At 44.2% G+C, this 25,450-nt stretch carries 17 protein-coding genes; 12 read left to right on the forward strand and 5 right to left on the reverse strand.

The genetic code is table 11. The features are described 5' to 3' along the window. Nucleotides 1-33 precede the first annotated feature (33 nt). The 7 genes from DTQ70_RS11200 (at nt 34) to pfkA (ending at nt 11,784) form a co-directional block, all read left to right on the forward strand. Nucleotides 34-1,242 carry an acetyl-CoA C-acetyltransferase gene (locus DTQ70_RS11200; protein ID WP_122930881.1) on the forward strand — a complete coding sequence of 403 codons (1,209 nt, stop codon included), beginning with the start codon at nt 34-36 and terminating at the stop codon, nt 1,240-1,242. A 129-nt stretch (nt 1,243-1,371) separates the two neighbouring features. Further along, the gene (locus tag DTQ70_RS11205; RefSeq protein WP_122930882.1) at nt 1,372-2,856 is read left to right on the forward strand and encodes a capsule assembly Wzi family protein; all 1,485 of its coding nucleotides are present in this window, start codon (nt 1,372-1,374) and stop codon (nt 2,854-2,856) included. Nucleotides 2,857-2,925: 69 nt separating this feature from the next. Further along, nucleotides 2,926-5,349: an exo-alpha-sialidase gene (locus DTQ70_RS31060; RefSeq protein WP_122930883.1), complete on the forward strand. Its 2,424-nt coding sequence runs from the start codon at nt 2,926-2,928 to the stop codon at nt 5,347-5,349. Nucleotides 5,350-5,513: 164 nt separating this feature from the next. Continuing rightward, nucleotides 5,514-7,043 (forward strand): DUF4394 domain-containing protein, encoded by a 1,530-nt coding sequence (locus DTQ70_RS11215; RefSeq protein WP_122930884.1) that lies wholly within the window; start codon nt 5,514-5,516, stop codon nt 7,041-7,043. A gap of 353 nt (nt 7,044-7,396) precedes the next feature. Next, on the forward strand, nt 7,397-8,839 hold the full coding sequence (locus tag DTQ70_RS11220) for a hypothetical protein (RefSeq protein ID WP_164489974.1): 1,443 nt from the start codon (nt 7,397-7,399) through the stop codon (nt 8,837-8,839). A gap of 51 nt (nt 8,840-8,890) precedes the next feature. Next, a complete protein-coding gene (locus DTQ70_RS11225) occupies nt 8,891-10,540 on the forward strand; it encodes a hypothetical protein (RefSeq protein WP_122930886.1) in 1,650 nt (549 codons plus the stop codon). Nucleotides 10,541-10,809: 269 nt separating this feature from the next. Continuing rightward, nucleotides 10,810-11,784 carry a 6-phosphofructokinase gene (pfkA, locus tag DTQ70_RS11230; protein ID WP_122934367.1) on the forward strand — a complete coding sequence of 325 codons (975 nt, stop codon included), beginning with the start codon at nt 10,810-10,812 and terminating at the stop codon, nt 11,782-11,784. Nucleotides 11,785-11,842: 58 nt separating this feature from the next. Here pfkA and DTQ70_RS11235 read toward each other — a convergent pair whose 3' ends face one another. Then, nucleotides 11,843-12,607: a YdcF family protein gene (locus DTQ70_RS11235; protein ID WP_122930887.1), complete on the reverse strand. Its 765-nt coding sequence runs from the start codon at nt 12,605-12,607 to the stop codon at nt 11,843-11,845. 99 nt (nt 12,608-12,706) lie between these two features. Between DTQ70_RS11235 and DTQ70_RS11240 the strand changes: the two genes are divergently transcribed. Together DTQ70_RS11240 and DTQ70_RS11245 are read left to right on the forward strand one after the other, a co-directional pair. Beyond that, entirely contained in the window at nt 12,707-14,134 is a 1,428-nt protein-coding gene (locus tag DTQ70_RS11240; protein WP_122930888.1) for a TlpA family protein disulfide reductase, read from the forward strand. An 82-nt stretch (nt 14,135-14,216) separates the two neighbouring features. Next, nucleotides 14,217-15,626: a thioredoxin-like domain-containing protein gene (locus DTQ70_RS11245; RefSeq protein ID WP_164489976.1), complete on the forward strand. Its 1,410-nt coding sequence runs from the start codon at nt 14,217-14,219 to the stop codon at nt 15,624-15,626. A gap of 66 nt (nt 15,627-15,692) precedes the next feature. Here DTQ70_RS11245 and hisS read toward each other — a convergent pair whose 3' ends face one another. Together hisS and DTQ70_RS11260 are read right to left on the reverse strand one after the other, a co-directional pair. Further along, nucleotides 15,693-17,054, reverse strand: a complete 1,362-nt coding sequence (gene hisS, locus DTQ70_RS11250) for a histidine--tRNA ligase (protein WP_122930890.1) — start codon at nt 17,052-17,054, stop codon at nt 15,693-15,695. Between the two features lie 310 nt (nt 17,055-17,364). Next, the gene (locus DTQ70_RS11260) at nt 17,365-17,721 is read right to left on the reverse strand and encodes a hypothetical protein (protein WP_229600117.1); all 357 of its coding nucleotides are present in this window, start codon (nt 17,719-17,721) and stop codon (nt 17,365-17,367) included. Nucleotides 17,722-17,814: 93 nt separating this feature from the next. On the opposite strand from DTQ70_RS11260, the gene DTQ70_RS11265 reads away from it, so the two are divergent. Continuing rightward, complete coding sequence (locus DTQ70_RS11265; protein WP_122930891.1) at nt 17,815-18,582, forward strand: class I SAM-dependent methyltransferase; 768 nt, start codon at nt 17,815-17,817, stop codon at nt 18,580-18,582. Between the two features lie 352 nt (nt 18,583-18,934). Here DTQ70_RS11265 and DTQ70_RS11270 read toward each other — a convergent pair whose 3' ends face one another. After that, on the reverse strand, nt 18,935-21,295 hold the full coding sequence (locus tag DTQ70_RS11270; protein WP_122930892.1) for a T9SS type A sorting domain-containing protein: 2,361 nt from the start codon (nt 21,293-21,295) through the stop codon (nt 18,935-18,937). A gap of 140 nt (nt 21,296-21,435) precedes the next feature. Beyond that, nucleotides 21,436-21,822: an RNA-binding protein gene (locus DTQ70_RS11275; protein ID WP_028526504.1), complete on the reverse strand. Its 387-nt coding sequence runs from the start codon at nt 21,820-21,822 to the stop codon at nt 21,436-21,438. Nucleotides 21,823-22,275: 453 nt separating this feature from the next. Here DTQ70_RS11275 and murA point away from each other — a divergent pair, with 453 nt between their 5' ends. Beyond that, nucleotides 22,276-23,583: a UDP-N-acetylglucosamine 1-carboxyvinyltransferase gene (murA, locus tag DTQ70_RS11280; RefSeq protein WP_122930893.1), complete on the forward strand. Its 1,308-nt coding sequence runs from the start codon at nt 22,276-22,278 to the stop codon at nt 23,581-23,583. Nucleotides 23,584-23,649: 66 nt separating this feature from the next. Next, nucleotides 23,650-25,440 (forward strand): family 16 glycoside hydrolase, encoded by a 1,791-nt coding sequence (locus DTQ70_RS11285; protein ID WP_122930894.1) that lies wholly within the window; start codon nt 23,650-23,652, stop codon nt 25,438-25,440. The last annotated feature ends 10 nt before the right edge of the window (nt 25,441-25,450 follow it).

The raw sequence follows: 25,450 nt of genomic DNA on the forward strand, positions 1-25,450 counted from the left end.
ATTGTCTAATACCATTTTCATCTCCCTTCAACTATGGCCGAAGCATTTGTTTATGACGCAGTTCGTACCCCTCGCGGGCGTGGGAAATCGGACGGTTCTTTGCACGAAGTTCAACCCGTTCAACTGCTTACATCTGTTCTAAAAGCAATACAAGAACGTAACCAACTTGATACCAGTTTTGTCGATGATGTCATTATGGGCTGCGTCACGCCCGTTGGCGAGCAAGGGGCCGACATTGCCCGTACGGCCGTCATTGAAGCAGGCTATGCCGAGTCAGTGGCAGGTGTACAGCTCAACCGTTTTTGTTCATCGGGCTTAGAGGCCATCAACCAAGCCGCCGCTTACGTGATGTCAGGCCAAGTCGATATGGTGATTGCAGGAGGTGTAGAGTCGATGAGTCGCGTACCGATGGGAACCGACGGCGGGGCATTGTTTATGAACCCTCAGATTGTGGCCCGTCATAACATCGTTCCCCAAGGAATCTCGGCCGACCTGATTGCGACCAAATACGGTTACGCTCGCCGCGACGTTGACAGCTACGCGGCCGAATCTTACCGACGGGCCGTAGAAGCTCAAAAGGACAATCGTTTTGCCAAATCACTTGTTCCTTATAAAGATGAAATAGGCATTACCCTCCTCGACCGCGACGAAGGGGTTCGCCCAGGCACTACTGTTGACTCTTTGGCGGCTTTAAAACCTGCTTTTGAAATGATGGGAAGCATGGGGCTGGATGCTTTGGCATTGATGAAATATGCCGAAATTGATAAAATTAATCACGTTCACCACGCAGGAAATTCTTCTCAAATTGTGGACGGTGCTGCTGGAATTTTGATTGGTTCAAAAGAAATCGGTGACCAACTCGGTCTGCGTCCACGCGCCAAAATCAAAGCCTTTGCTATCGTTGGTTCAGAGCCAACCATCATGCTTACGGGGCCTGTGCCTGCCACCCACAAAGTGCTTAAAAAAGCAGGAATGAGCATCCATGACATTGATTTGTTTGAAGTAAACGAAGCCTTTGCCGCCATTCCTTTGTTTTTTATGGAGCAATTGGGCGTTGACCACGCCAAAGTCAACGTCAACGGTGGAGCAATTGCCTTGGGGCACCCGCTAGGCGCAACGGGGGCTATTATTTCCGCTACCTTGATTGATGAATTGGAACGTTCTGATAAACAATTCGGTCTTTCTACCCTTTGTATTGGCGGCGGAATGGGCATTGCCACCATTTTTGAGCGCGTCAATTAGAAAAACATTTGTGAGTCGGGTTGCTCACAACCCGATTTTTTCATTTTTGCAAAAAATAACATAAACATAAAGTTACGGAAGCGACCATTTTATCGTACATATTGTTGTCTTCTTTAACTTTATGTCTCTATGCGGCTACTTTACCTCCTTATATTCATCTTTCTAGGCATTGGAGCACAACTGCGCGCCCAACTTTACAAGCCTTTCAACCAGTTTTCCTACGATTTGGAGGCAGGTACAGCGTTTGCTACCGAAACCCACACACCCTTTTGGCTCAGAAGTAATCAATACGGAATGGTTCCCCAAACCAATCCTTTTGTAACATTACGGGTCAATCCGCACCGCGATTACCGTACAGACTCGACGCGTCGTTCGGCATTTGACTGGGCAGCGGGGGCATTTTTTGTGACAAACCGTACGTTTGGCCCTTCCCAAGGCGGCACTACCCTGCTTTGGCCCGAAGTCTATGCTAAACTTAAATGGAAACAGATAGAGCTTTCGGCAGGCCGACAACGCGAGGTCATCGGTTTAGGCGACAGCACGCTTTCTTCGGGTTTTTATGCGTGGTCGGGTAATGCCATGCCTTTTCCCAAAATTCAACTTCAAACGCACGGATTCATTTCACTGGGATTCCTGAAACATATTCTGGCTTTTCAGGGAGCATACGCCCACGGCTGGTTTACGGCCTCTTACATTAATCAAGCGTATTTTCACCAAAAACAATTCTACGTTAGATTTGGCAAACCGCATTGGCCTCTTCGACTCTATGCAGGCATGAACCACCAAGTACAGTGGGGCGGTCATGCCGATTACCTAAACAACTCGCCTGCCGCCGTCAACGGTGCACTTCCTAGTACCTTCCAAGACTACCTTTCATTGATCACAGGGCGTTATCCTGATGACTATTCCAACGATCGCTTCAATTCTTTCGACGGGGCCAATCGCATTGGAAATCACCTCGGCAGCTATGACCTTGGCATTGAATGGAAAACTACGAACTTTCAACTCTTTCTTTACCACCAACACCCCTACGAAGATGCCTCTGGGCTCGCGTTACAGAATAGACCTGACGGACTGACGGGACTACGCTGGCTACGCAAAAGTTCGAGCACACATCCGCTTTTTCTCAAACATATTGTACTTGAATACCTCACTACCACTAACCAAAGTGGCGAACAATACAGCACAACGTCGAAATACCAAGGCGCTGACAATTACTTTAATCATGGCCAATACTTAGAAGGCTGGTCGTACAACGGTTTCACCCTAGGGACGCCATTTATCGCCCCTCGGGCAACAATTCAGCCTAATAATTCGGTTTTGACCCCTGGATATTTTTTCCCTAATAACCGTTTGCGCGTGGGCTACATTGGCACTGAATGGCAATACAAACAGCAACTTACGGTGCGTTCTCGGTTTTCGTATAGCCAAAATTTGGGTGCTTATGGCTGGGTAAATCCGCGTACTTTTCATCAGTTTTCGGGTTTGGTTTCGGCCCAAATACGCCTGAATCGTTGGTCAAAAACTTCCCTCAAAGGTTCGTTGGCATACGACCAAGGGGAATTGTTTGTGCCTAATTTTGGGGGATATTTTGGGATTTGTAAGTCGTGGTAAAGTAGAAATAAGGTAAATTGCGCACTCATAACCAAATCTACCTTTTACTTTAACCACACGTATTCGCCCATGCGCTTAAAACTGCTCAATTTCGTTGTGATTTTCACAGCGTTTATGTCCTCTCTCCTAGCCCAAACTCCCGCAGTCAAGCTCATAAAAGAAGGATTTATCTATGAAACTGCTCCCTTTCCCGAATGCCACGCCTCAAGCATTGTCGAATTAGGCAAAGACCATTTGATGGCTACTTGGTTTGGGGGAACCTACGAACGCCACCCAGATGTGTGTATCTGGACGTCAGAATCTAAAAATGGCAAATGGAGTGCGCCTAAAAAAATGGCAGACGGCGTGATGGACGCCAGTACACGTCACCCTACTTGGAATCCTGTTTTGTTCAAAAGCAAAGCTGGCAAACTCTTCCTCTATTATAAAGTAGGTCCCAATCCTCGCCAATGGTGGGGCATGGTGATGACCTCAACCGACAATGGAAAAACATGGTCGAAGGCTGAAAAACTTCCCGAAGGCTTTCTCGGTCCCATCAAAAACAAGTCGGTACAATTGGCCAACGGTGACATCCTTCACCCAACGAGTTTCGAGAGTAATGACGAAAAAATATGGAACGTGTACCTAGAAAAAACCGACAAAGACGGTAAAAACTGGCAAAAAATCATGATTGACAATGGCTCTTTTGGAGCTATTCAGCCAAGTATTCTTACCTATCCCGATGGCCGATTGCAGTTACTCTGCCGTAGTCGCCAAAATGTTGTGGTTGAAACGTGGTCGAGCGACGGTGGAAAAACGTGGTCGAAAGTAGCAGGTACTTCATTACCAAACCCTAACTCAGGCACGGATGCCGTTACGCTCAAAAATGGCACGCAATTGATTGTTTATAATCCCTTAACACGCGGCAAAGAATGGTCAAACGGTCGTCAAAAATTACGCTTGGCTGCCTCTACCGATGGCAAAGAATGGCGCGATATTTATGTGTTTGAGGATGAACCCAAAGGTGAGTTTAGCTACCCTGCCATCATTCAAAGCAGCGATGGGCTTGTACACGTTACTTATACCCACCACCGCACCAAGGTAAAACACGTGGTGTTGGACATTCCGAACGTATTGCCTCCCAAAGCCGTAGGTCCAACGCCGACCAAAGCCCAAATGGGTTGGCATGAAATGGAGCAAAATGCGTTTATCCACTTCACTACCAACACCTTTACCGATTTGGAATGGGGTTACGGCGACGAAAAACCTTCTATTTTTAACCCTACCCAAACCAACGTAGAGCAATGGATTAAAACGTTGAAAGACGCAGGTTTCAAAGGCGCGATTTTGACCAGCAAGCACCACGATGGTTTCTGCTTGTTCCCCAGTAAATATACCGAACATAGCATCAAAAACAGTCCTTACAAAAACGGACAAGGCGACTTAGTAAAAGAAGTAGCGGAGGCGTGTAAAAAATACGGTTTGAAGTTTGGGGTATATTTGTCGCCTTGGGATCGCAACCATCCCGAATATGGCAAACCTGAATACGTGGAATACTACCGCAATCAGTTGAAAGAGATTTTTGAAAACTACGGCTCTATCTTTGAAATGTGGTTTGACGGAGCCAACGGTGGCGATGGCTACTACGGTGGCGCGCGCGAAAAACGCCGCATTGATGGACGAACGTATTACGACTGGCCAACGACGCTCCAAATGGTACGTCAGTTTAATCCCGAAGTAATTTTCTTTAGCGATGCGGGTCCTGGAGTTCGTTGGGTCGGAAACGAACGCGGTATTGCGGGCGAAACCAACTGGAATTCAATCACTCCTGACACACTCTACGCAGGCAAAGGTGGAATCGAAAAACTGCTGAACACGGGTTCGGTCGACGGAACGCACTGGATTCCTGCGGAAGTTGATGTTTCCATTCGTCCAGGTTGGTTTTATCACGCCAAAGAAGACGAAAAAGTGCGTACCCCAGAAAACCTTTTCGACATCTACCTCACATCGGTGGGAAGAGGCTCAACCTTACTATTGAACGTTCCGCCAGACCGCCGTGGCTTGATTCACGAAAACGACGTCAAAGCGTTGACAGGTTGGAAAGCGATGATTGACCGTGAATTTAAAACCAATTTGGCCCTAAAAACCAAAGCAACGGCCAGTTCACACCGTGGCAAAGTAGCTAACTATGCTGCTTCAAACGTAACCGACGGCGATAAAAATACCTACTGGACGACCAACGATGACGTAACCACGGGTTCAGTAGAAATTGACCTTGGCAAAGCACAAACCGTGAAATATGTAACGTTGAAAGAACACATCCAATTGGGTCAACGGGTAAAAGCATTTACAGTAGAAGCTTGGCAAAATGGTCAATGGCAAAAAATCGCCAATGCTACGACCATTGGTTACAAACGTATTCTTAAACTTACCCCTGTCGAAACCCAAAAAATACGAGTAAGTATCACGGAATCAAAAGCTTGTCCAGTTATTTCTGAAGTAGAAGTATATTAAGGTCATTTCAAATCGTTATCTTCAACCTCTCGAAAGTCTTGGAACTTTCGAGAGGTTTTTTTTGAAAATTTCTGCTTCGCTCAAATCCAAAAAAGGTAGTTCTGCGTAGATACATACAGTTTAGAAATAAATGTACAACCCAACTTGCAAAACTAACTTAAATCATGACTTATCCACCAAAATCACGTCTCCTCCTTTCGGCAATGGCAGCACTCATTGCGGTCTTTGTTTTCAACGCCTGCCAAGACCACCGCATGGCTCCCAATCCTCAAACTTTACCCGATGCACCTTTTTACGCTTTGACTTCATCTAATCAGCTTTTAGCCCTCAATGTACGGGCAACCAACGCTCCTACTGCGACTGTCAGTATCACTGGCTTGATGCAAGGGGAACGTATTTTAGCCATTGATTTTCGTCCAGCTACGGGTCAGCTGTACGGTGTCAGCGACGGTAGCCGCATTTATGTTATCAACCAAATGACAGGCATGGCGCGTGCCATCGGTAGCGCTCCATTTACTCCTGCACTCAGTGGTTCAATGATAGCGTTAGATTTCAACCCTACTGTTGACCGCATTCGTCTTGTCACTGAAACGGGCCAAAACCTTCGTCTTCACCCAGAAACAGGTGCTACAGTGGCGGTAGATGGCAACATCAACGGCGTAGCAGGTGCAATGGTTGCAGCGGGTGCTTATACCAACAACAAAGCAGGCGTAACAACAACCGTTTTGTATGACATTGACCCTGCATCCGACCGCCTTTATCGCCAAGACCCTCCTAACAATGGTACTTTAGCGGAAGTAGGTTCATTGGGCTTAAACATTACAGCAGTGGGTGGATTTGACATTGCCCCCGACGGAAACGCCATTGCTTCGGTGACTTTTGGTGGAAACACTGAATTACAGCAGGTCAATTTGATGACAGGACGTATGCAGAAATTAGGCGACTTACCTAGCAACGTTATCGGTATTGCGATTCCGACAGAGCCGACAGCTTACGCAGTTGACAATACGAATAACCTCCACATTTTCAACCCAATGAACCCAATGCCTATCACGAAAGCCATCACAGGTTTACAGTCGGGTGAAATGGTTTTGGGAATTGATTTCCGTCCTGCCAATGGTCAATTGTACGCTTTAGGAAGCACTAGCCGCCTCTATACTATTAACACATCAAACGGCGCCGCCACGGCTGTTGGTGCAGGGCCATTTGCTTCTACTTTGTCGGGTACAGATTTTGGGTTTGACTTTAACCCAACTGTTGACCGCATTCGGGTCGTGAGCAATACGGGTCAAAACCTTCGTTTACACCCCGATACTGGCGTGACTGTGGCAGTCGATGGAAATATCAACCCAGGTACGCCTAGTGTAACGGCTTCTGCTTACACCAACAACTTTGCAACTGCCTCTACGACTACCTTGTACAACATTGAAACTACGGGTGGAAACGCCATGCTTTATACCCAAATCCCACCAAACAACGGTACTCTTGTTCCAGTAGGTTCGCTTGGTATCCAAGCCGAAAGTGGAAATGGTTTTGACATTGGTGGCATGAGTGGCATGGCTTACGCGTTACTCCGTTCGGGTGGTACTACACGCGTTTATGCTATCAACCTAACGACAGGTGCAGCAACGGGTGGTGCAGCAATCCCTGGCAATCCAATGCTAAAAGGCATGGCCCTTGGACTAGGATTTTAACACTTTTTAATAACAGTTTTTTTACACCTAGGCGTCGGAGGGTTTTCTCCGACGCCTAGGTGTTTTATTAAAACACTGCATTCATATTATCCAATAAAGTATTTTTTCGTTATTTTTGCGGCGATTTCAAATCGTTTTCTATGCAATTTACAAGTTGGCTCGACTTCGGCGGTTCTCCTATTTTTTGGTGGTTGATTGGTCATATTACTTTTGGATACCTAACTCTTTGGCTTTTACTCCGAAAAACACCCATCCCTGAGTTATTATTTTGGGTAATTTGCTTTGTTGTATCAGGCTTCATGCGTTTACCAGCCCTTCTTTTTAACCTTCCTCTCAACCCCGACGAAAGTCAAATGTTAGCCCAAGGGCTAACCCTAACTGTTGACCCTTTGGTCTATCGTTCTGTTGACCCTACTACTAGTGGCCCTATCAATTCTTACCTTTTATCACTAATACATTTACTTGGATTTCAGTTAGACTTTCGTGTTACGCACATTTTAAGTTGGCTTATTACCCTTACCTCTATCTATTTTTTATACAAAGCTCTCAGGTATATATTCCCAAAATATATTTCACAAGTTGCGATTATTCCGACTGTAGCCTTCTTTAATTTTACCCAAAATCCCGATTATATAAACTATTACAGCGAAGGGATTGCGAATATTTTGTTGAGTTATGGTATTTGTCAGATTGCCCGCTGGACTAATTACAAAAAAATTACTTACCCTGAATTAGTTGGGTTTGGTATAGCCTTGGCACTTATTGTTTTGTGCAAAATGCAAGCTTTACCGCTGGCCTTCGTGCTTGGCGTTTGGGGTTTGGGGCTGCTTTACATGTTCCAACAAAACAAATGGTTGGCTTATGCTTCTGTGCTCTCAATGAGTGTCATTAGCGTTTGGGGTAGTTGGCTTTTGTATATGTATCTCAATGGTCTATTAAATGACTTTTTTCTCTATTATATCACAGCTAATGCACAACTAAAAATGCACTTTTCTGACAAGTCTTATCGAAGTGCATGGTATTTATTCATTCGTTTCCCTAAAATAATCTTTAAACGTGGCATCGACCTTAACTATTGGTTTTTTCCATTTTTAGCGCTTGGCGTCGCATTCATTGCTACTCATTTCTCAAAAACTGCTATAAAAAAAATGATACTGAAGAACAACTACTTTTGGGTAGGTCTGACAGCTTACTTTGCTATGGTAGTGGCAGTTATCATTCGTACGGGCAGCTTTTTCCCTCATCATTTTTTATATTTTTTATTGCCATGTAGCCTATTTACTGGCTTTTTTATCCATCAACTTAGCGCTTTTTCGTCCCATTGGAGATGGCTTTCCCTATCTACTCAGTTAATATTTATGCTCATTGGGCTATTACATATTGTTAACAATGAAGATATTAACATGTACAAAACGGCTCATTCTCGACAAAAGGAAATGAGTAACATAAGCAAAGCTATTCTTACGTTTGCCAAACCTGGCGACTATTTAGCGGTGTGGGGATGGTCTTGTGAATACTATGTTGAAACCCAAATGCCCCAAGGTATCAACGAAAACCACTCAGTCAGAGCGGCTATGCAGCACCCTTTACAAAAAGCGTACTATGACAGGTATATACGAGATTTACAACGAACCCGCCCCAAAGTTTTTGTAGATGCCATGACATCTCGTACCCGCTGGATGCGTGACCCCAAAAAATATGGTCATCAAAACTATCCCGAATTGGCCAAATTTGTAGCCGACAATTATGTTTTCAAAGCAGAAATAGATAGCGTTAAAATATACGTTGCTCGTTAGAGTAGCCTGTTCAATAATCCACCATTATTCTTAATTTATTACTCACTTATTATGAATCTTCTGGAGGTTCAGTTTAGTGCTAATCCATTTGTTTTCCAACTTGTTGGTCACCTGCTCATTGCGGCATTTAGTGTTTGGGTTTTGCTTCGAAAACGTCCACTTACGGATGGGGTTTTTATTGTCATTTTGGTGGCGCTTACCGCCTACATGCGACTTCCAGCCTTTCTATTCAACCATGAGCTCGACCCTGACGAAAGCCAAATGCTGGCCCAAGGTCTAACACTTTCCATCAACCCTGTCGTATATCGTTCCATCGACCCTACCACGGGCGGGCCGCTGACCAGTTATTTATTGAGTGGATTTGCCCATCTTGGATTTACCCTCGATTTTCATTTGGCACATATCCTGAGCTGGGTTCTTACCATACTGGGGCTTTTAATCGGTTATTTCACGGCCAAAGCGCTGAACCTTGCTGCTACCGCTCAGTGGGCTCTGCTTCCCTTTATTTCTTTCATTAGTTTGGCACAATATCCCGATTTTATCATTTTCTACAGCGAAATCACCTCCATTTTAGTCCTCAACGCCTCGGTCTATTTATTAGCCCACTGGAATCAAAAAAAAGGATTTCAAGCGAGTGAATTAGTGATTTTTGGGATTCTTCTTGGCATGATTCCACTGTGTAAACTCCAAGCCCTACCGATGGCTTTTGTCATTGGCGTTTATGCTTGTGCCCAATTGTTCTTGTACCAACGTTCCAAACTCTTATCCCATTTTCTTTACTTAACGCTGGGATTTGTGGGTTTGTGGGCTGTTTGGTGCCTTTTTCTTGCCAAAAACGACGTCTTAGATGACTTTTACACGTATTACATCGAGGCCAATTTAGCCTATAAAGACAACCTTGCTGGCAGTGTTGTAAAACGAAGTAAGTTCGTTAACTTCTTCCGCCTCCCTTGGGTTATTATCAATAAAGGATGCGGGTTTGAGTGGCTTCTCTATCCCTTCATGCTGCTTTCTTTGGTGGCTGGTCTTGTAATAATCATCAAAAAGCGCATACGTAACGGCATTTCACTTGACGCTTATTTCTGGGTGATGTTGGGTGGGTATTTGTTAATGGCCAACTTAGCTATCTCCCGAACGGGCAGTTTTTACGAGCACTACTTTCATTACTTATTTTTGCCCTTTTTGCTGTTATTTAGCCTTTTTTTAAAACACCTTCCATCTCAAAGCAAATGGGTGATGGTTTCGACCCAACTGGCTTTTTTTGTGCTTTTTATTAGCAATACGGTGCATAACAGGCCCACCAATAAATTTACTTCTACGCCACGCCCTACCGATGTTATTCGAGCAAAAATTGCTCATCAAATTCTCCAGTATGGGAAATCAGGTCAATACCTGGCTGTGTGGGGATGGTCGTGCGATTTATACGTAGCCACCCAAATGCCCCAAGGGGTAAACGAAAATCATACGACTCGTAGCGGGTTGTACCATTCCTATCAAAAACACTATTATCAACGGTATTTGCGCGATTTGAAACGAAATCAGCCCGCTATTTTTGTGGATGCTGTCACTCCAAGAACCATTTGGATGGATAACCCCAAAAAATATGGGCACCATAATTATCCCGAATTGGCCGAATTTATTGCCCAAAATTACCTACTTAGGGCTGAAGTTGAGGGAGTAAAAATTTATGCACATAAATAACAAAACAACCATTAACAATTGATAAACAGTCTATTACATTTGATAAAGTCAAAATTTTCAATACCAAGTTTCAATAGATGTCCATCCTAAAAAATGAGAGATTTCGACCAGTTATACGGGAGATGCTTCGGTTAAATTTTGAAGAAATTTTCAAAATATTCGGTATTTCACCGAAATACAAAATAAATTTGTGTGTTTGAAGTAGCTAATATGCCTAGCGCACCTTATTAACTGCTGAAATAACTAACCACCTTACTACCTAACTTATGATTAAAAAAATAGCAGTCTTTACCTCTGGTGGCGACGCCCCTGGTATGAACGCGTGTATTCGCGCTGTGGTTCGAAGCGCCATCTATTATGGTATCGAAGTATATGGCATCCGACGCGGATACAACGGCATGATTGCCGGTGACATTTATCAGATGACTTCTCATTCTGTTAGCAATATTATTCAACGAGGTGGTACCATCCTCAAATCGGCTAGAAGCAAAGAGTTCATGACCAAAGAAGGCCGTCAAAAAGCCTACGATCAAATTCAAAAATTTGGCATTGAAGGACTGGTAGCCATTGGTGGTAATGGAACTTTTACGGGGGCAACTATCTTTTTTGACGAGTACGGTATCCCGACAGTTGGTGCCCCTGGAACCATTGACAACGACCTCTACGGAACAGACCATACCATCGGTTACGATACGGCAGTAAATACGGCTTTGGAAGCCATTGATAAAATTCGTGATACGGCAGACTCGCACGACCGCGTGTTTTTTATCGAAGTAATGGGCCGCGACTCTGGCTACATTGCTATCCAATGCGGCATTGCTGGCGGGGCCGAAATTGTAATGGTTCCTGAAGTACTCACCCCAATCTCGGAAGTGGTAGAAACCCTCAAACAAGGCTGGAATCGCTCAAAATCTTCTTCAATCATTGTCGTAGCTGAAGGAGACGAAGAAGGAAACGCCGCCGAAGTAGCCGATAAAATCAAGGCACGTTTGGAAGTTGATATGGACATTCGGGTAACCACCCTCGGTCACATTCAGCGGGGAGGTATTCCTACCGCTTACGACCGTATCTTGGCCAGTCGCCTTGGATTGGGTGCCGTTGAAGGACTCATGAACGGCCAGAAAAATATGATGGTGGGAATCATCAACAACGAACTGGTATATACACCTTTCCGTGACACCATTCGATTGCCAAAACCAATCAACGAAGACATGTTGCGAATGGTAAAAATCTTGAGTACCTAATACATTTCATTCTACATCTGGTGGTGTCATCCGACTCCCCAGATGTATTATTTTTCTTCTACAAGTATCCCATTACTTTATAGATGGTGTAGCCAACCATTTCGTGCCAAACGAAATAAAACGCAACGAGCGCTTCTTCCGAAGGGAAAAACTTGTCAATCCAGATGTCGTAATTCTCTTGCAGAAAGTGGGCAGGAGAAGGCACTACCTCTACCCCCGCTTTTCGGAAACATCCCAGCGCCCTTGGCGTATGAAATGCCGAAGTAATGACGACACATTTGTTAGTTCCTAACTGTTCTTTCAGGATTTTTGCCGTGTAAGCGGCATTGTCACGCGTGTTGCGCGCCATGGGTTCTTGAATAATATCTTCGGCAGGTACACCCGAATAAATCAAGTATTGTCGAATACCGTCGTTTTCGGAAGTAGTATGTTTATTGGTCAAAAATGAACCTTCTCCTCCGCTGATGATAATTTTTTTAATTTTTCCCAATCGGTACAATTCAAAAGCCTGCGTAGCACGGTCACCGCTTTTACCTAACCACACTTGCTTTGTTTGGTAATCATACTTTTTGATGATGCCGCCCGTCAACACAGCCCCCACTTGGTACTCACTTGAAATCGCCCGAGAAGGCGTCTCCCATGCCTTCAAAAGTTCATTTACCAAAATAGGACTACTCATCAAATACAAAAAAAAGAGGGATAATCCAGTAATCCAACGGCTTCGGGTACGGTTTTTGAGAAACATTGCATAAACAATAGCGATGGAAACCATTGTCAGAGGCATTAATAATACGTCAAATGTCTTGGAGAGAATATAAAACATAAACAGGGTTGTAAATCGAACGCTAAAAACGCAAAAATTTCGTTTAAGTAACTAAAAATAATTACGCTATTTTTGGGATTACAATAAAATAAAATCAACATGAAATTTACGAGTACGCTTTTCTTTCTGCTTCTCTGCGTCTTCTACGGCGTGAATGGACAAAGTAATTATCGAATTGAAGGACAAGTGAAGAATTTTAAAAGTGGTGATTGTATCTTGGCAAACTACTATGGAACGCAGATTTATGCCAAAGACACTGCCAAAATTGACCCCAACGGAAAGTTTGTTTTTGAAGGTGAAAAACCGCTATTGGGTGGTGTTTACGAAATCGTTTTTCCTGACCGCAAAAACTTATTTCGTGTATTAATCACTGATGACCAACAATTTAGCTTCCAATGCGATACCACTGATCTGATTTCAAGTACTAAGTTTTCTGGTAGCCGCGACAACGAGCTTTTTTATCAGTTTCAAAAGTTTATGCGGGAAAAAGACAACCAGTATAAGCAATTGAAAGACAGCAAACTCCCCGAAACCGATAAGCGGTACAAAGATTTACAAGAGCAACGCAAAGCTTTTTATGATAAATTTATGAGTGACAACGAGGGCACTTTTACGGTAAAATTGTTCAAAACGTCGGCTGACCCCGAAATTCCGCCCGCTCCCAAAAAAGCCAACGGGAAGGTGGACTCTTTGTGGATGTTTAACTATTACAAAGCCCACTTTTGGGATAGTTTTGACTTTGCCGATGAACGAATGATTCAGACACCCTTCCTTGAACAAAAACTCAAACGTTATTTCCAGGATTTGACGATTCAGTCGGAAGATTCTATTACCAAAGAAGCTGATTTTGTCGTTGGCAAGGCGATTGCGGGTAAGAAAAAGGACATTATTTCCTATTGTATTTGGTATATCACTAACCAGTATGAAAACGCCAAAATTGTGGGAACCGAAGGCGTATTTGTCCACATGGGCGAAAAATACTACCTCACGGGTATCATGCCTGTCTCTGATACAAGTACCCTCAAAAACGTTCGTGATCGCATCAAGGTTTTAAAACCGCTTTTGGTCAACAAAGTGATTCCTGACATTGGGGTAATGAGCTACCGCGCCGCCGACCGTCTTGAGTACATTCATGGTGTGAAAGCCGATTATCAAGTATTGTTTTTTTATTCACCGACCTGCGGGCACTGCCGCGAATCTGCCCCAAAACTAAAGGCATTGCAAGAAAAGCTTTATTCGCAAGGGGTAGAATTAATGACCATTTCGGTAGATGGCAGCGAAGATGAATGGCGGAAATTTATCAAAGAATTTAAGCTCGAAAACCTCATCAATGGTTACGGGTTGGTTGCTTCAAGGCAAGTAGTGTATCGCAACGACTACGATGTTTTTTCTACACCTACGATTTATATTCTTGATAAATCGAAGAAAATCATTGCCCGCCGCCTTGGTGTTGAGGATATTGAGCCGTTTTTGAATGTTTACAAAAATCAAATTGCTCAGGAACAGAAAAAAAGTAGCTCTAAATAGCTCGTTTCAACCTCCCGAAAGTTTTCAACCTCCCGAAAGTTTTGAACTTTCGGGAGGTTCCCCCCCCCGTAACCTACCTACAATGAAAAAAATAACTTTACTTTTCATCAGCTATTTATTTTGCAGCTACGGCTGGGCACAAAGTGGCTACAAAATCGAAGGCACCATCAAAGGGCTCAAGCCAGGCGCTTATACCTTGGCTCACTATTTTGGGTATGACCAAACCATCACCAAAGATACCGCCCTTGTTGACGACAAAGGTGTTTTGAGCTTTATGGGTTCAAAATCGCTACCAGAGGGACTTTACATGGTATTAAAACCCAATAAAAGCCGCTTACTTGATTTTATCATTGGTCCAGAACAGCACTTCTCATTTGTCAGCGATACATTAAGTGTTGTTGGAAATATGAAAATAGAAGGTTCTCCCGACAACGAGCGTTTTTTCAATTACCAACAAAAAATGCTTGGTTACTCCCAAGAACTAACCTTGGTGCAAGCCCAGGCAAAGGTGAGACAAGACATGATAAGTCAAGCAAAAATTGGTAATATTCGTCGCCAGATGTCCGAATATTATCACCAGTTTGTCAAAGAAAACGCCGCTACCTTTACTGGAAAAATTTTGAGTGCTAGTAATGAAATTGCGCTTCCTACGCCTCCCAAACGTCCCGATGGCCGTCCTGATTCGGCTTGGTTGTTTAACTATTACCGTGCGCATTTTTGGGACAATTTTGATTTTAGTGACGAACGCCTCGTTCGTACGCCTTTTCTCCAACGCAAACTCGAACGCTACCTTCAAAACCTAACGTTTCCAGCGCCAGATTCACTCATTCAGGCGAGCGACTATGTGATCGGAAAAGCGCTGAAAGGTGGAAGCAAAGAAATGCAGGCCTATTGTATTTGGTATTTGACCAACCAAGCCGAAACCCCAAATACTGTTGGAGGCGATGCTGTGTTTGTACACTTGGCCGAAAAATATTATTTAGGCGGTATTATGCCCATCACCGACTCCAGTACTGTGCAGAATATCCGCAGCAGGGTAGCAATTATGAAACCATTGCTCGTTGGCAAGCCCATGCCTGCACTTGCCCTCAGCGATACCGCAAGAATCAGTTTTAAACTAGCAGACATTCAATCGAAATACACCGTTGTGTTTTTCTATGACCCCGATTGTGGGCATTGCCGACAGTCAACTCCCGAATTAAAACGTTTTTCGGAAAAATATTCATCCAGCGTTAAAGTTTTGGCAGTATCAGTAACGGGTTCGCCCGACAATTGGAAAAAATACATCCATGATTTTGGCGTAGGTGCATGGCGTCACGGGTATGATTTCAGTTTTAGGACTGATTTCCGCAAAGAATTTGACGTCGTAAACACGCCCATGGTGTATGTGTTAGACAAAGACAAGAAAATTATCGCTCGCAAGATGGCGGTAGAGCAACTAGATAGTTTCCTTGATTTCTACGAAGAACAATCGAAGCTTTCAAAGAAATAAGTTCAACAAAAACCCCCGCGAAATTAAAATCACGGGGGTTTTTGTTAAGAATACAGCTAGTAACAGTTAGACAAACAACGCAAGAATCGCGGCCAAGTCTAATTTCTGTTGCTCTCCTGAGTGCATATTTTTGAGCGAGTACGTTCCCGTTTGAATTTCTTCTGAGCCAATGATAAGCACGTAAGGAATACGTTTACGGTCGGCATAATCGAATTGTTTTTTGAGTTTTGAGGCATCAGGATACAATTCTGCATTGATACCTGCCTCCCGCAATTGACGCAGAACACCCAAGCCGTGCGCCTCAGCAGCAGCATCAAAATTGGTAATCATTACTTGGGTAGAAACCGACTGATTTTCGGGAAACAATTGAAGTTCTTCCATCACATCATAAATACGATCGACCCCAAACGAAATCCCCACCCCCGAAAGTCCAGGCATACCAAATGTCCCCGTTAGGTTGTCATAACGACCACCGCCCGAAATACTTCCCATTTGTACACCGTTGGCTTTTACCTCAAAAATAGCCCCTGTATAGTAACTCAAACCGCGCGCGAGCGTCACGTCGAGCTCCATTTGCGGTGCATTGAGGCCAAAGTGATTTACTTTATTCCAAACTTCTTCCAACTCAGTTACTCCTTTCGTACCAATTTCAGAATCAGCCAACCACGCTTTCAAGCGCTCAAAAATCGCTGATTGGTCGTTGGTTAGTTCATAAATGGGCTGAAGTTTGGCAATGGTTTCCGCCGAGAATCCCCGCGAGGCCAGCTCTTCTTCTACTTTTTCTTTTCCTATTTTATCCAATTTGTCGATGGCCACGCACATCGGCCCTTCCTGTCCTGGAGCGCCAATTACCTCAGCAATTCCGCTTAAAATCTTACGGTTATTGATTTTTACCGTAAAATTTTCAACCCCCAAACCGCGCAATACTTCGTGAATCATCAACACAATTTCGGCTTCACACACCAACGAATCGGTACCTACCACGTCGGCGTCACACTGATAGAACTCGCGGTAACGCCCACGTTGGGGGCGGTCAGCACGCCACACAGGTTGAATTTGATAACGTTTAAAAGGCATTACCAAATCACTACGGTTCATCACCACAAATCGCGCGAAAGGCACGGTGAGATCGTATCGTAGTCCTTTTTCCGACACCTTGAGGGTCGTTTTTTTATACCCCTCTTGTAAGTCAGTTTCAGTAACTTTTTCAAGAAAATTACCTGAATTCAAGATTTTAAACAGCAATTGATCTCCTTCATCACCATATTTACCCATCAAAACGGAAAGGTTTTCGATAGAAGGTGTTTCGAGTGGTTGAAATCCATATCGCTGAAAAACACGGCGAATTGTATCAAAAATGTAATTACGCTTATTCATTTGCGCGGGGCCAAAGTCGCGCGTTCCACGGGCCAAAGAGGGTTTACTCATTGTTATAGTCGGTAGTTGATAGTCCACAGTCCATAGTGTACTAACCGCAAAAGTAGCGTCTCTGGCGAAAAAAAAGAGCGAAAGAGCTTACTTTTTTAAAAATGAATCCGTATTTTTGCGGCTCATTTTACAAGAAACATACAATACATTTAGATAATACGACAATGGCAGTTACTAAACTTTTGCGTAAAAGTAAGCGCAACGTAATGATTCCACAGAACAAGCAAGTGTTAATGAAACAACGCAGCTGGAAACCAGAAATTAAGCGAGTGGACGTTGAAGCTATCAAGGCTGAGTTCGCCGCTAAAGCTTAAACAATCTTGCCGCCTTGAGCGGCATTTTTCTTTTTCAGCGCAAGCTCTACCTCCTTTTGCATCTTTTTCAACTTTCGCCGCGTTTCTTGTCTGAATTGATATTGAATCCTAAATACAATTGCCTGACCAAAAAAGCAAAGCCCTGCATTGATGACCACCAAGCTGTAGGTTCCCATCATAAACCACTGACGAAAGGGGGCATTTGTATGCTTGAGGTGGCCTGCTTCACTAAAAACGCACAAGCCATAGCCAATCATTAATAGGCTGACAGGTGCCAAAATGTATGATTTTGTACGCGAACTCATGCGCTTGATGAGCTTTTTACCGGGCGGTTTCGATGTTTTTGGAATCATCTTTGCTAGTGGTGTCGTAATTGGTTTTGGAATTATGGCGAAAAGTAAAAACTTTGCAGCACTTGTTGAATAAAAATTTGATAAAATTCACGAATGAAAGACGTTATTAGTTGGGTTTTGCGGCATATACCGCGTAAGTACTTGCAGTTGGTCAGTCACATTGGCGTACGCGTTTTGGCTATTTTTTACAGTGGGAAGGGAGTTGAATGCAGTGTGTGCGGCAGCGAATTCCGAAAATTTTTACCTTATGGCCGCTCGGGGCGCGACAATGCCCTTTGTCCAAACTGCTTGTCGCTCGAACGCCACCGTTTGATGTATTTGTACCTCCAACGGAAAACCAACTTTTTCAAAGACAACCTCAAACTTCTTCACGTAGCTCCCGAATATTGTTTTATCGACCGTTTTGAACGTTTAAAAAACATAGACTACATCACTGCCGACATCGAATCGCCTTTGGCAAAGGTCAAAATGGACATCCACCAAATTCCATTTGAGGACAACACCTTCGATGTGACTTTCTGTAACCACGTCATGGAGCACGTTGAGAATGACATCAAGGCCATGTCCGAGCTTTATCGGGTGCTCAAACCTGGCGGCTGGGCCATTATTCAGTCGCCGCAAGACTGGTCGAGGGCTACCACGTTTGAAGACCCCAGCATTACCGACCCCAAAGAGCGTGAAAGGCTTTTTTGGCAAGATGACCACGTGCGCCTTTTTGGGCGTGATTACGGCCAACGTCTCGAAAAAGGTGGGTTTAAAGTAACCGAAGATCGTTTTGTGATGGATGAACTTAGCAAAGAAGAAGCAAAACGTTTTGCCTTACCTGGTAGCGAGATTATCTATTTTTGCCAAAAAGTATAACCTAAACCGACAAGACACAAAAGAGCCACGGGAGAAGTCTCTCGTGGCTCTTTAACTAGTAGAAATATTTCCTCTTCTAAACTCACAATAGAAAAGAAACAGTGTGGATTCTTAAAAACTTATCTTACCAATATATCCGTCTGCACCTCGTTCTTCTTCACATTTATTACACTTTTATCTTCCGGCAGCAGTAGTTGGTCAATGATACCACCATACTGTTGAATTTTGGATGGATTATAACGATTTATGACTTTTGGAATACGTCCTTTATTAGGGACGTCACAAATGTACTACGCCCGTATTAGAGACATATTAAGGTTGGATTAGAATTGCCTTAGAATTACCAAAAACTTTAAGGATGAATCATAACTTTCTGAGTAAGTTCACGGCCTTCAAACATTGCTTTGAGCCAGTACAAACCTGCTACTGCCTGCACAGTTATTCTGCCATTAGACTGATTTACAGGAACATCACGTCCTAACACATCATGAAGTTTTATTTGAGCTCGCTCCCACCCTGTCGGTAGTTTTAATTCAAACTCTCCCAAATTGGGGTTAGGGGAAATATGCAGTTCGGTTTCGGTCGTTCCGTCCACGCCCAACGGTAGCATTACCTCCACCGTTAACGGGGGCGATGTACGGCTGCATCCATCGCGGCTTACCTTCACCGAAAACGCGCCACTTTCGGCCGTTTCGTAGCTCGACGCCACCGCTCCCACGATTTCCTGTCCATTTTTTAGCCACTGATAGGTCAACCCTGCTCCTTCATTGGCTTGCAATTTGGCTTTATTGGGGGCATATACAGGTGGATTTGTCGCTAAAGTTGCGGAGGCATTGGGGGTTGATTTTATTTCAATGGTAGAAGAAAGTGAGCTTGTTCCACAAACTGAGTCAGCGACCATTACGCGATATACACCTTCGGTAGTGGTTTCAAAAGTAGATTGGCGATTGGTAATGATTGCCTGCCCGTCGCGCTGCCATTGGTAGGTCAAAAAGCCCAACGAATCGGAATTCGCTTCTAGTTTGACCGTTTGTCCTCCGCACAAAGATGGCGATGTAGTGGCTAACGTAGCCGTCAATTGGGTATAGCAAGGGCGCGTTATCTTGATAACCGAAGTACTGTAGCTAACATTACTTTGATTTCCCATACTGGCATTTTTGCTCATCGTAATCACCTGAGAGGTCAGCAAGTACGCATCTTTTGTTTCTTTAGAGGGGTACGCCCCCGCCATAAACCGAACTTGATATGCAGGCTCTTCAACCGTTGCATTGATGGGTGTTTTCCAAAGTAATTTTCCTTCCTTCGTGTATTTGCTAAGGGTAAATGTATTGACTACATCAAGATTCCACGCACCAAGAAAAGGACTGGCCGTTGAATTTTTTGTTGAAAATGTTTCAGTCAGCAGGACACCCCCGTCAACATCTTCGCTCACAACTGCCCGTGCACTTGCTCGGTTTATCGTCCACCCAATTTCACCTTGTGGATTAATGGCGTACAATTTATCCAACGTTGTCCCATAGAGCCAGCCATTGCTTCCTTCCATCAAATGAAAAAGCGACAGCTTTGTTTTCTCAGCCCCCGTTGGCGAAAGAATTGTTAAATTATACTGATTTAAGTATTGGGTATAGGCAATGAAGTTCCCCGTCGATGTAATTTTTAACTGATCAATGTATAGAGGCATCTGATAACTCCACTCACGCGTCCCTGTTTTACTATATTTAGCAAAAAAAGTATTCAAAACATTACGACAATAAAGCACAAAACCATCATCGGCTGTTTTTTGAATTTCTACCCCCATATTATTATTCAAATTAGGAATCGAAATCACCACTTCGTTTACTTTCGCACCCTCTCCTGAAAACGTCAATACCCGCCCCAAAGAATCGCGCTGCGTCAAAACATACCACTGTCCTTGCGTATCCGTTCCCACTACTTTGGTGTACGTCAGTGGCGATTCGATGATGGCAGTCCACTTTTCGGTTCCGTTTCCAGTAATCACTTTCAAATCAGTCTGCTGGGAAATAATTGTGTTAAAATTATTGATATCCCGTACGGATTTTGAGCTGATAAACGCAGCTTCTTCACCGTGAAACATAGGAGTGACGGTAGCACTTGCGCGCCAAGTGGTTTCATTTTGAGTTCGGTTATAGTTGGCCGTAGCAACTGCCCAGATACGCTTTCCTTGCCCATCGTACCGAACAAGACTATCACTATAATCCCCTATTAGCGACGTGGTACTCATAATAAGTGCGCCATTTGACAGTGGGTTGACCGAACTAATATACGCTGGTTGCGATTGGGTAACCTTTCCTATCTCATCGAAATTAGGGGAATAATAGGTGCTGGTTGTATAAAACTTGTTGGTAGCCTCGTCCCAACCACCGCTTAATTTGGTTGAATATCCTTTTACAAAAGCCAAAGCGCCGCCTTGTGAAGGCACATAACTGCCTTCAGTTTTATAAAGACTATCGCGAACAATGCTCCTATAAACAATGGAGGTACTGCACCTAGAGGCACAAAGACGATACGGAAAACTAAAAAGTATATTTCCGTTTGGCGTTGCCTTACTCACAGGCCACCCCAAGGCAACCTCGCCCAACAAAGAAGCTCCGTAGCCTTTTTCCCATTGTCGAGAAACTTCTAGGGATGACTGTGCCCAAACTGAGTAAATACTCAAAGCAACAAAGAGGGGGGTAAACAATAATCGTTTCATAGTATAAATATTAAAAAACGGTGTAGGGAAATGTTACTATTTAATTAAATTAGACGCATTTCACAATAAAATGGTTGGAAAGTACAAAAAAAAGAGCCGATTCCAAGGAATCGGCTCTTGCTCTCAATATTGTTGTTAGCTTACCAGCGCTTCTTATAATCGTTATCACGACCACCGCCGCCGCCGTAACCACCGCCACCGCCGCGGTTACCACCGCCTCCGTAGCCACCACCGCCACCGCGGTTGCCACCACCGAAGCCACCTCCACCCGTGCGTGGACGATCTTCGCGTGGACGAGCCTCGTTTACAACGAGTACTTTACCTAAAAACTCATAACCATTAAGTTGTGAAATCGCTTGATTTCCTTCTTCATCGTTAGGCATCTCGACAAACGCAAAACCACGGCTTTTGCCTGTGAACTTGTCCATAATAATGCGGGCAGACGATACCTCCCCAAATTCCGCAAATAATTCGTTTAATTCGTCATCGTTCGCTTTGAACGGGACATTTGCTACATAAATGTTCATTGTGCATTAATTTGATATAATGTGACTTGGTGCGCTATGGACGGCCTTCGATCTAATACTCCGTCTAGCAAATGACAAGTACACAGCAAGTCGAGAGAAACAGAGAAACTACCTATAGCGAGACAAATATAAAAGTAATTTCCGCTTTATTCATAAAACCAAGAATGTTTTTTGAACTTTTTTAAACAAAGAAGCAACCCTCGTTCACTTTTTTGCGTACATATAGTTGCAAGCCAAAGGTATTGGTCAAATACTTTTAGTTTGTAGGCATACCATGCCTTATTATTTGAGGAACGCACACGCGAAAGTCGTGGACGGCAGTTGCTGTCCACGACTTTTTTTATGCCCTCGGTGCTTCTTCCAATTGTAATCTTTTTTTAAAAAATGATAGCTTTGCAAAAAAGATAAGAACCGAACGTTTATTTCAATCCCCCTAACGCTTATTTCCAACACATGGCTTCATTCAAAATAGCAGGTGGGCATTCATTGAAAGGTGAGATTACTCCCCAAGGTGCCAAAAACGAAGCATTGCAAATCTTATGTGCTGTCTTACTGACCAAAGAACCTGTTACTATTCATAATATTCCCAATATCAGAGATGTAAACCAACTCATTGATTTATTGGGAGATTTGGGGGTAAAACGCACTCGTCTGAGCGACTCTTCCATTCGCTTTGAGGCTTCTGACGTCAACCTCGAATTCATGGAAACCGAAATGTATCGCCAAAAAGCTGCCGCGCTTCGCGGGTCGGTGATGCTTTTAGGCCCCATGTTAGCGCGCTTCAAAAAAGGACGCATTCCCCGCCCAGGTGGCGATAAAATTGGGCGCCGCCGCTTGGATACTCACTTTTTGGGATTTGAACGTTTGGGCGCAAAATTTGAGTACGATGCCAACGACGGCGGATTTTATCAAGTGGACGCCAGCGGGCTGAAGGGCGTTTATATGTTGCTCGATGAAGCATCTGTAACTGGTACTGCAAACATCGTAATGGCCGCTGTGATGGCCGAAGGAATTACGACCATTTATAATGCTGCCTGTGAGCCTTATTTGCAACAACTTTGTAAAATGTTGAACCGCATGGGAGCAAAAATCTCAGGCGTAGGTTCTAACTTACTTAGCATCGAAGGGGTGTCTGAACTTTTTGGAACTGAACACACCATGCTTCCCGATATGATTGAGATTGGTTCTTTCATTGGGTTGGCGGCCATGACCAAAAGCGAAATCACCATCAAAAACTGCTCCGTTCCTGATTTGGGGGTTATTCCTGGGGTTTTCCAAAAACTGGGTATTCAAATGGAATTCCGAGGCGACGATATTTTTATCCCTTCTCAAGAACACTATGAAGTAGAATCGTTTATCGACGGCTCGATGCTGGTTGTGGCCGATGCACCTTGGCCAGGCTTTACGCCTGACTTGTTGAGCATTGTCCTCGTGACAGCGATTCAGGCCAAAGGGACGGTGCTTATTCACCAAAAAATGTTTGAAAGCCGTTTGTTCTTCGTGGACAAATTGATTGAAATGGGCGCGCAAATCATCCTCTGTGACCCTCACCGTGCTACAGTCGTTGGGCTTAATCGCGCTACGCAGCTTCGTGGTATCCGCATGACTTCCCCTGACATTCGTGCGGGAGTATCGTTGTTGATTGCTGCTTTGTCGGCCAAAGGTGTAAGTATTATTGATAACATCGAGCAAATCGACCGTGGGTATCAAAATATTGACACCCGTCTCAATGCCATCGGCGCTGACATTGTTCGACTTTAGTACGATTTGACTTTAACACGTAATCCAATACCATCGCTGCCGAAAGGCACATTTTAACAAATCAACATGATACGCAAATTAGTACCGCTTTTTAGTCTTATTTCATTAGTCGTAAAAAGCCAAACCATTTCTTTAAACGACCTTAGTTCTTTTAAAAACCCATCGGCCAACTGGTCGATTGTTGGCGATGCGGTAGTTGACCTTGCTCAAAACAATGCCATGAGCACTACTGCGGGTAAGGGTGTGTTGGCTTGTATTCACCCAAAGGGCAAATATGGTCGTCAGTACGATTTATTAACTAATTTCGAGCACGGTGATGCCGACGTAGAGTTTGACTTTATGATGGCCAGAGGCTCCAACTCAGGCTTTTACCTACAAGGTCGGTACGAAATCCAATTATTTGATAGCTGGGGCGTACGTCAACCCCACGCCCACGATTTGGGGGCCATTTACGAGCGTTGGGATGAATCTAGACCCACTGGACAAAAGGGTTACGAAGGCTATGCCCCTCGCATGAATGCCAGCAAAGCACCAGGTTTGTGGCAACACATGAAAATCATTTTCCAAGCACCTCGTTTCGACGGTTCAGGTAAAAAAATTGCCAATGCAAAAGTTTTGAAAATTGAGGTCAATGGCATCACTGTTCAGGAAAACGTAGAACTTGCTGGCCCTACCCGCGGCAGCCTTGACGGTGAAGTAGCCAAAGGCCCCATTCTTATTCAAGGTGACCACGGCTGCGTAGCTTTCCGCAACCTTTCTGTAAAACAATACGGCGAGCAAGTGCCTCAATTGAAAGACCTAAAGTTTGCCCAGTACGATGGTATTTTTATGGCCGAGCCTGATTACAGCAAAACCAAATTGGTCAAAGAGGGTTCGCTGGAAAAACTTACGTACGATGTCGCCAACAAAGACAACGGCTATCTGTTGCGTTTTACAGGAAAATTGGTTGTACCTGTCGCTGGAGAGTATCGTTTCCAAACCGTACACAACGGTGGTAATGGTATCCTTAGGGTAAACAACGAAGAAATCTTGAAATGGAAATGGTGGGAAGGCCAAGCTAAAGTTAATTTACCAGCGGGCGAAGTGCCTTTTGAATATGTGTATAACAAAAACACCGACTGGGCAAAATCATCGCTCGGGTTGTCGATAGAAAGTGACTTTAACCGTGCCATCGAATTGCAAGGATTGGGCTCTGTCAACCTTAGCAATCCTACCAATCCTATCCTTGTTGCCCCAGGCAGCACACCAGTAGTTCACCGTAGCTTTTTCCGTATTGCCAACGAAAACGTTTCACACGGGGTTTCAGTAGGTGAGCCTACGGGAATTCACTACGCCATCAACCTCGAAAAAGGAGCATTGGCCCGCGTGTGGAAAGGCGATTTCTTGGATGTGACGCCTATGTGGAACGACCGCGGAAATGGCATGAGTATTCCTCAGGGAAGCGTACTAAACCTCAACAACCAGCCAACTTTAGCATTGATTGCCAGTGAACAAACGGCTTGGCCTGCTTCATACGGCGAAACCGATGGCTTCCGTCAGCGCGGATACGAAATCGACGCCGCGGGTCGTCCTACGTTCAAATATGACGTAGCTGGCGTAAAAGTTGAAGACCAGATTCGCCCCGATGCGGATAGCAAATTCTTGAACCGTGAGCTTCGCATTGCAGGAACCATTCCTGCTACCTTGAAATGCCGTTTGGCTTCAGGAAAAGAAATCGTAAAAATCAGCGACAATACCTTTGTTGTCGATAAAAGTTACTATATTCAAGCTGACGGAGCGGCTATCCGAACCATTGGCGGAAATCAAGAGTTAGTAGTGCCCGCAGCGTCAAAAATCAATTATTCGCTGATGTGGTAACTAACCTTAA

Origin of the sequence: Runella sp. SP2 (assembly GCF_003711225.1) — a bacterium.
GTDB lineage: Bacteria > Bacteroidota > Bacteroidia > Cytophagales > Spirosomataceae > Runella.

Excerpts from the sequence above, each read along its gene's own strand:
- DTQ70_RS31060 (WP_122930883.1), top strand. The coding sequence starts at position 2,926 with ATGCGCTTAAAACTGCTCAATTTCGTTGTGATTTTCACAGCGTTTATG.
- DTQ70_RS11225 (WP_122930886.1), top strand. The coding sequence starts at position 8,891 with ATGAATCTTCTGGAGGTTCAGTTTAGTGCTAATCCATTTGTTTTCCAA.
- DTQ70_RS11200 (WP_122930881.1), top strand. The coding sequence starts at position 34 with ATGGCCGAAGCATTTGTTTATGACGCAGTTCGTACCCCTCGCGGGCGT.
- DTQ70_RS11245 (WP_164489976.1), top strand. The coding sequence starts at position 14,217 with ATGAAAAAAATAACTTTACTTTTCATCAGCTATTTATTTTGCAGCTAC.
- murA (WP_122930893.1), top strand. The coding sequence starts at position 22,276 with ATGGCTTCATTCAAAATAGCAGGTGGGCATTCATTGAAAGGTGAGATT.
- DTQ70_RS11270 (WP_122930892.1), bottom strand. The coding sequence starts at position 21,295 with ATGAAACGATTATTGTTTACCCCCCTCTTTGTTGCTTTGAGTATTTAC.
- DTQ70_RS11205 (WP_122930882.1), top strand. The coding sequence starts at position 1,372 with ATGCGGCTACTTTACCTCCTTATATTCATCTTTCTAGGCATTGGAGCA.
- DTQ70_RS11215 (WP_122930884.1), top strand. The coding sequence starts at position 5,514 with ATGACTTATCCACCAAAATCACGTCTCCTCCTTTCGGCAATGGCAGCA.
- DTQ70_RS11260 (WP_229600117.1), bottom strand. The coding sequence starts at position 17,721 with ATGATTCCAAAAACATCGAAACCGCCCGGTAAAAAGCTCATCAAGCGC.
- DTQ70_RS11220 (WP_164489974.1), top strand. The coding sequence starts at position 7,397 with ATGTTAGCCCAAGGGCTAACCCTAACTGTTGACCCTTTGGTCTATCGT.
- DTQ70_RS11265 (WP_122930891.1), top strand. The coding sequence starts at position 17,815 with ATGAAAGACGTTATTAGTTGGGTTTTGCGGCATATACCGCGTAAGTAC.
- hisS (WP_122930890.1), bottom strand. The coding sequence starts at position 17,054 with ATGAGTAAACCCTCTTTGGCCCGTGGAACGCGCGACTTTGGCCCCGCG.
- DTQ70_RS11285 (WP_122930894.1), top strand. The coding sequence starts at position 23,650 with ATGATACGCAAATTAGTACCGCTTTTTAGTCTTATTTCATTAGTCGTA.
- DTQ70_RS11240 (WP_122930888.1), top strand. The coding sequence starts at position 12,707 with ATGAAATTTACGAGTACGCTTTTCTTTCTGCTTCTCTGCGTCTTCTAC.
- DTQ70_RS11275 (WP_028526504.1), bottom strand. The coding sequence starts at position 21,822 with ATGAACATTTATGTAGCAAATGTCCCGTTCAAAGCGAACGATGACGAA.
- DTQ70_RS11235 (WP_122930887.1), bottom strand. The coding sequence starts at position 12,607 with ATGTTTTATATTCTCTCCAAGACATTTGACGTATTATTAATGCCTCTG.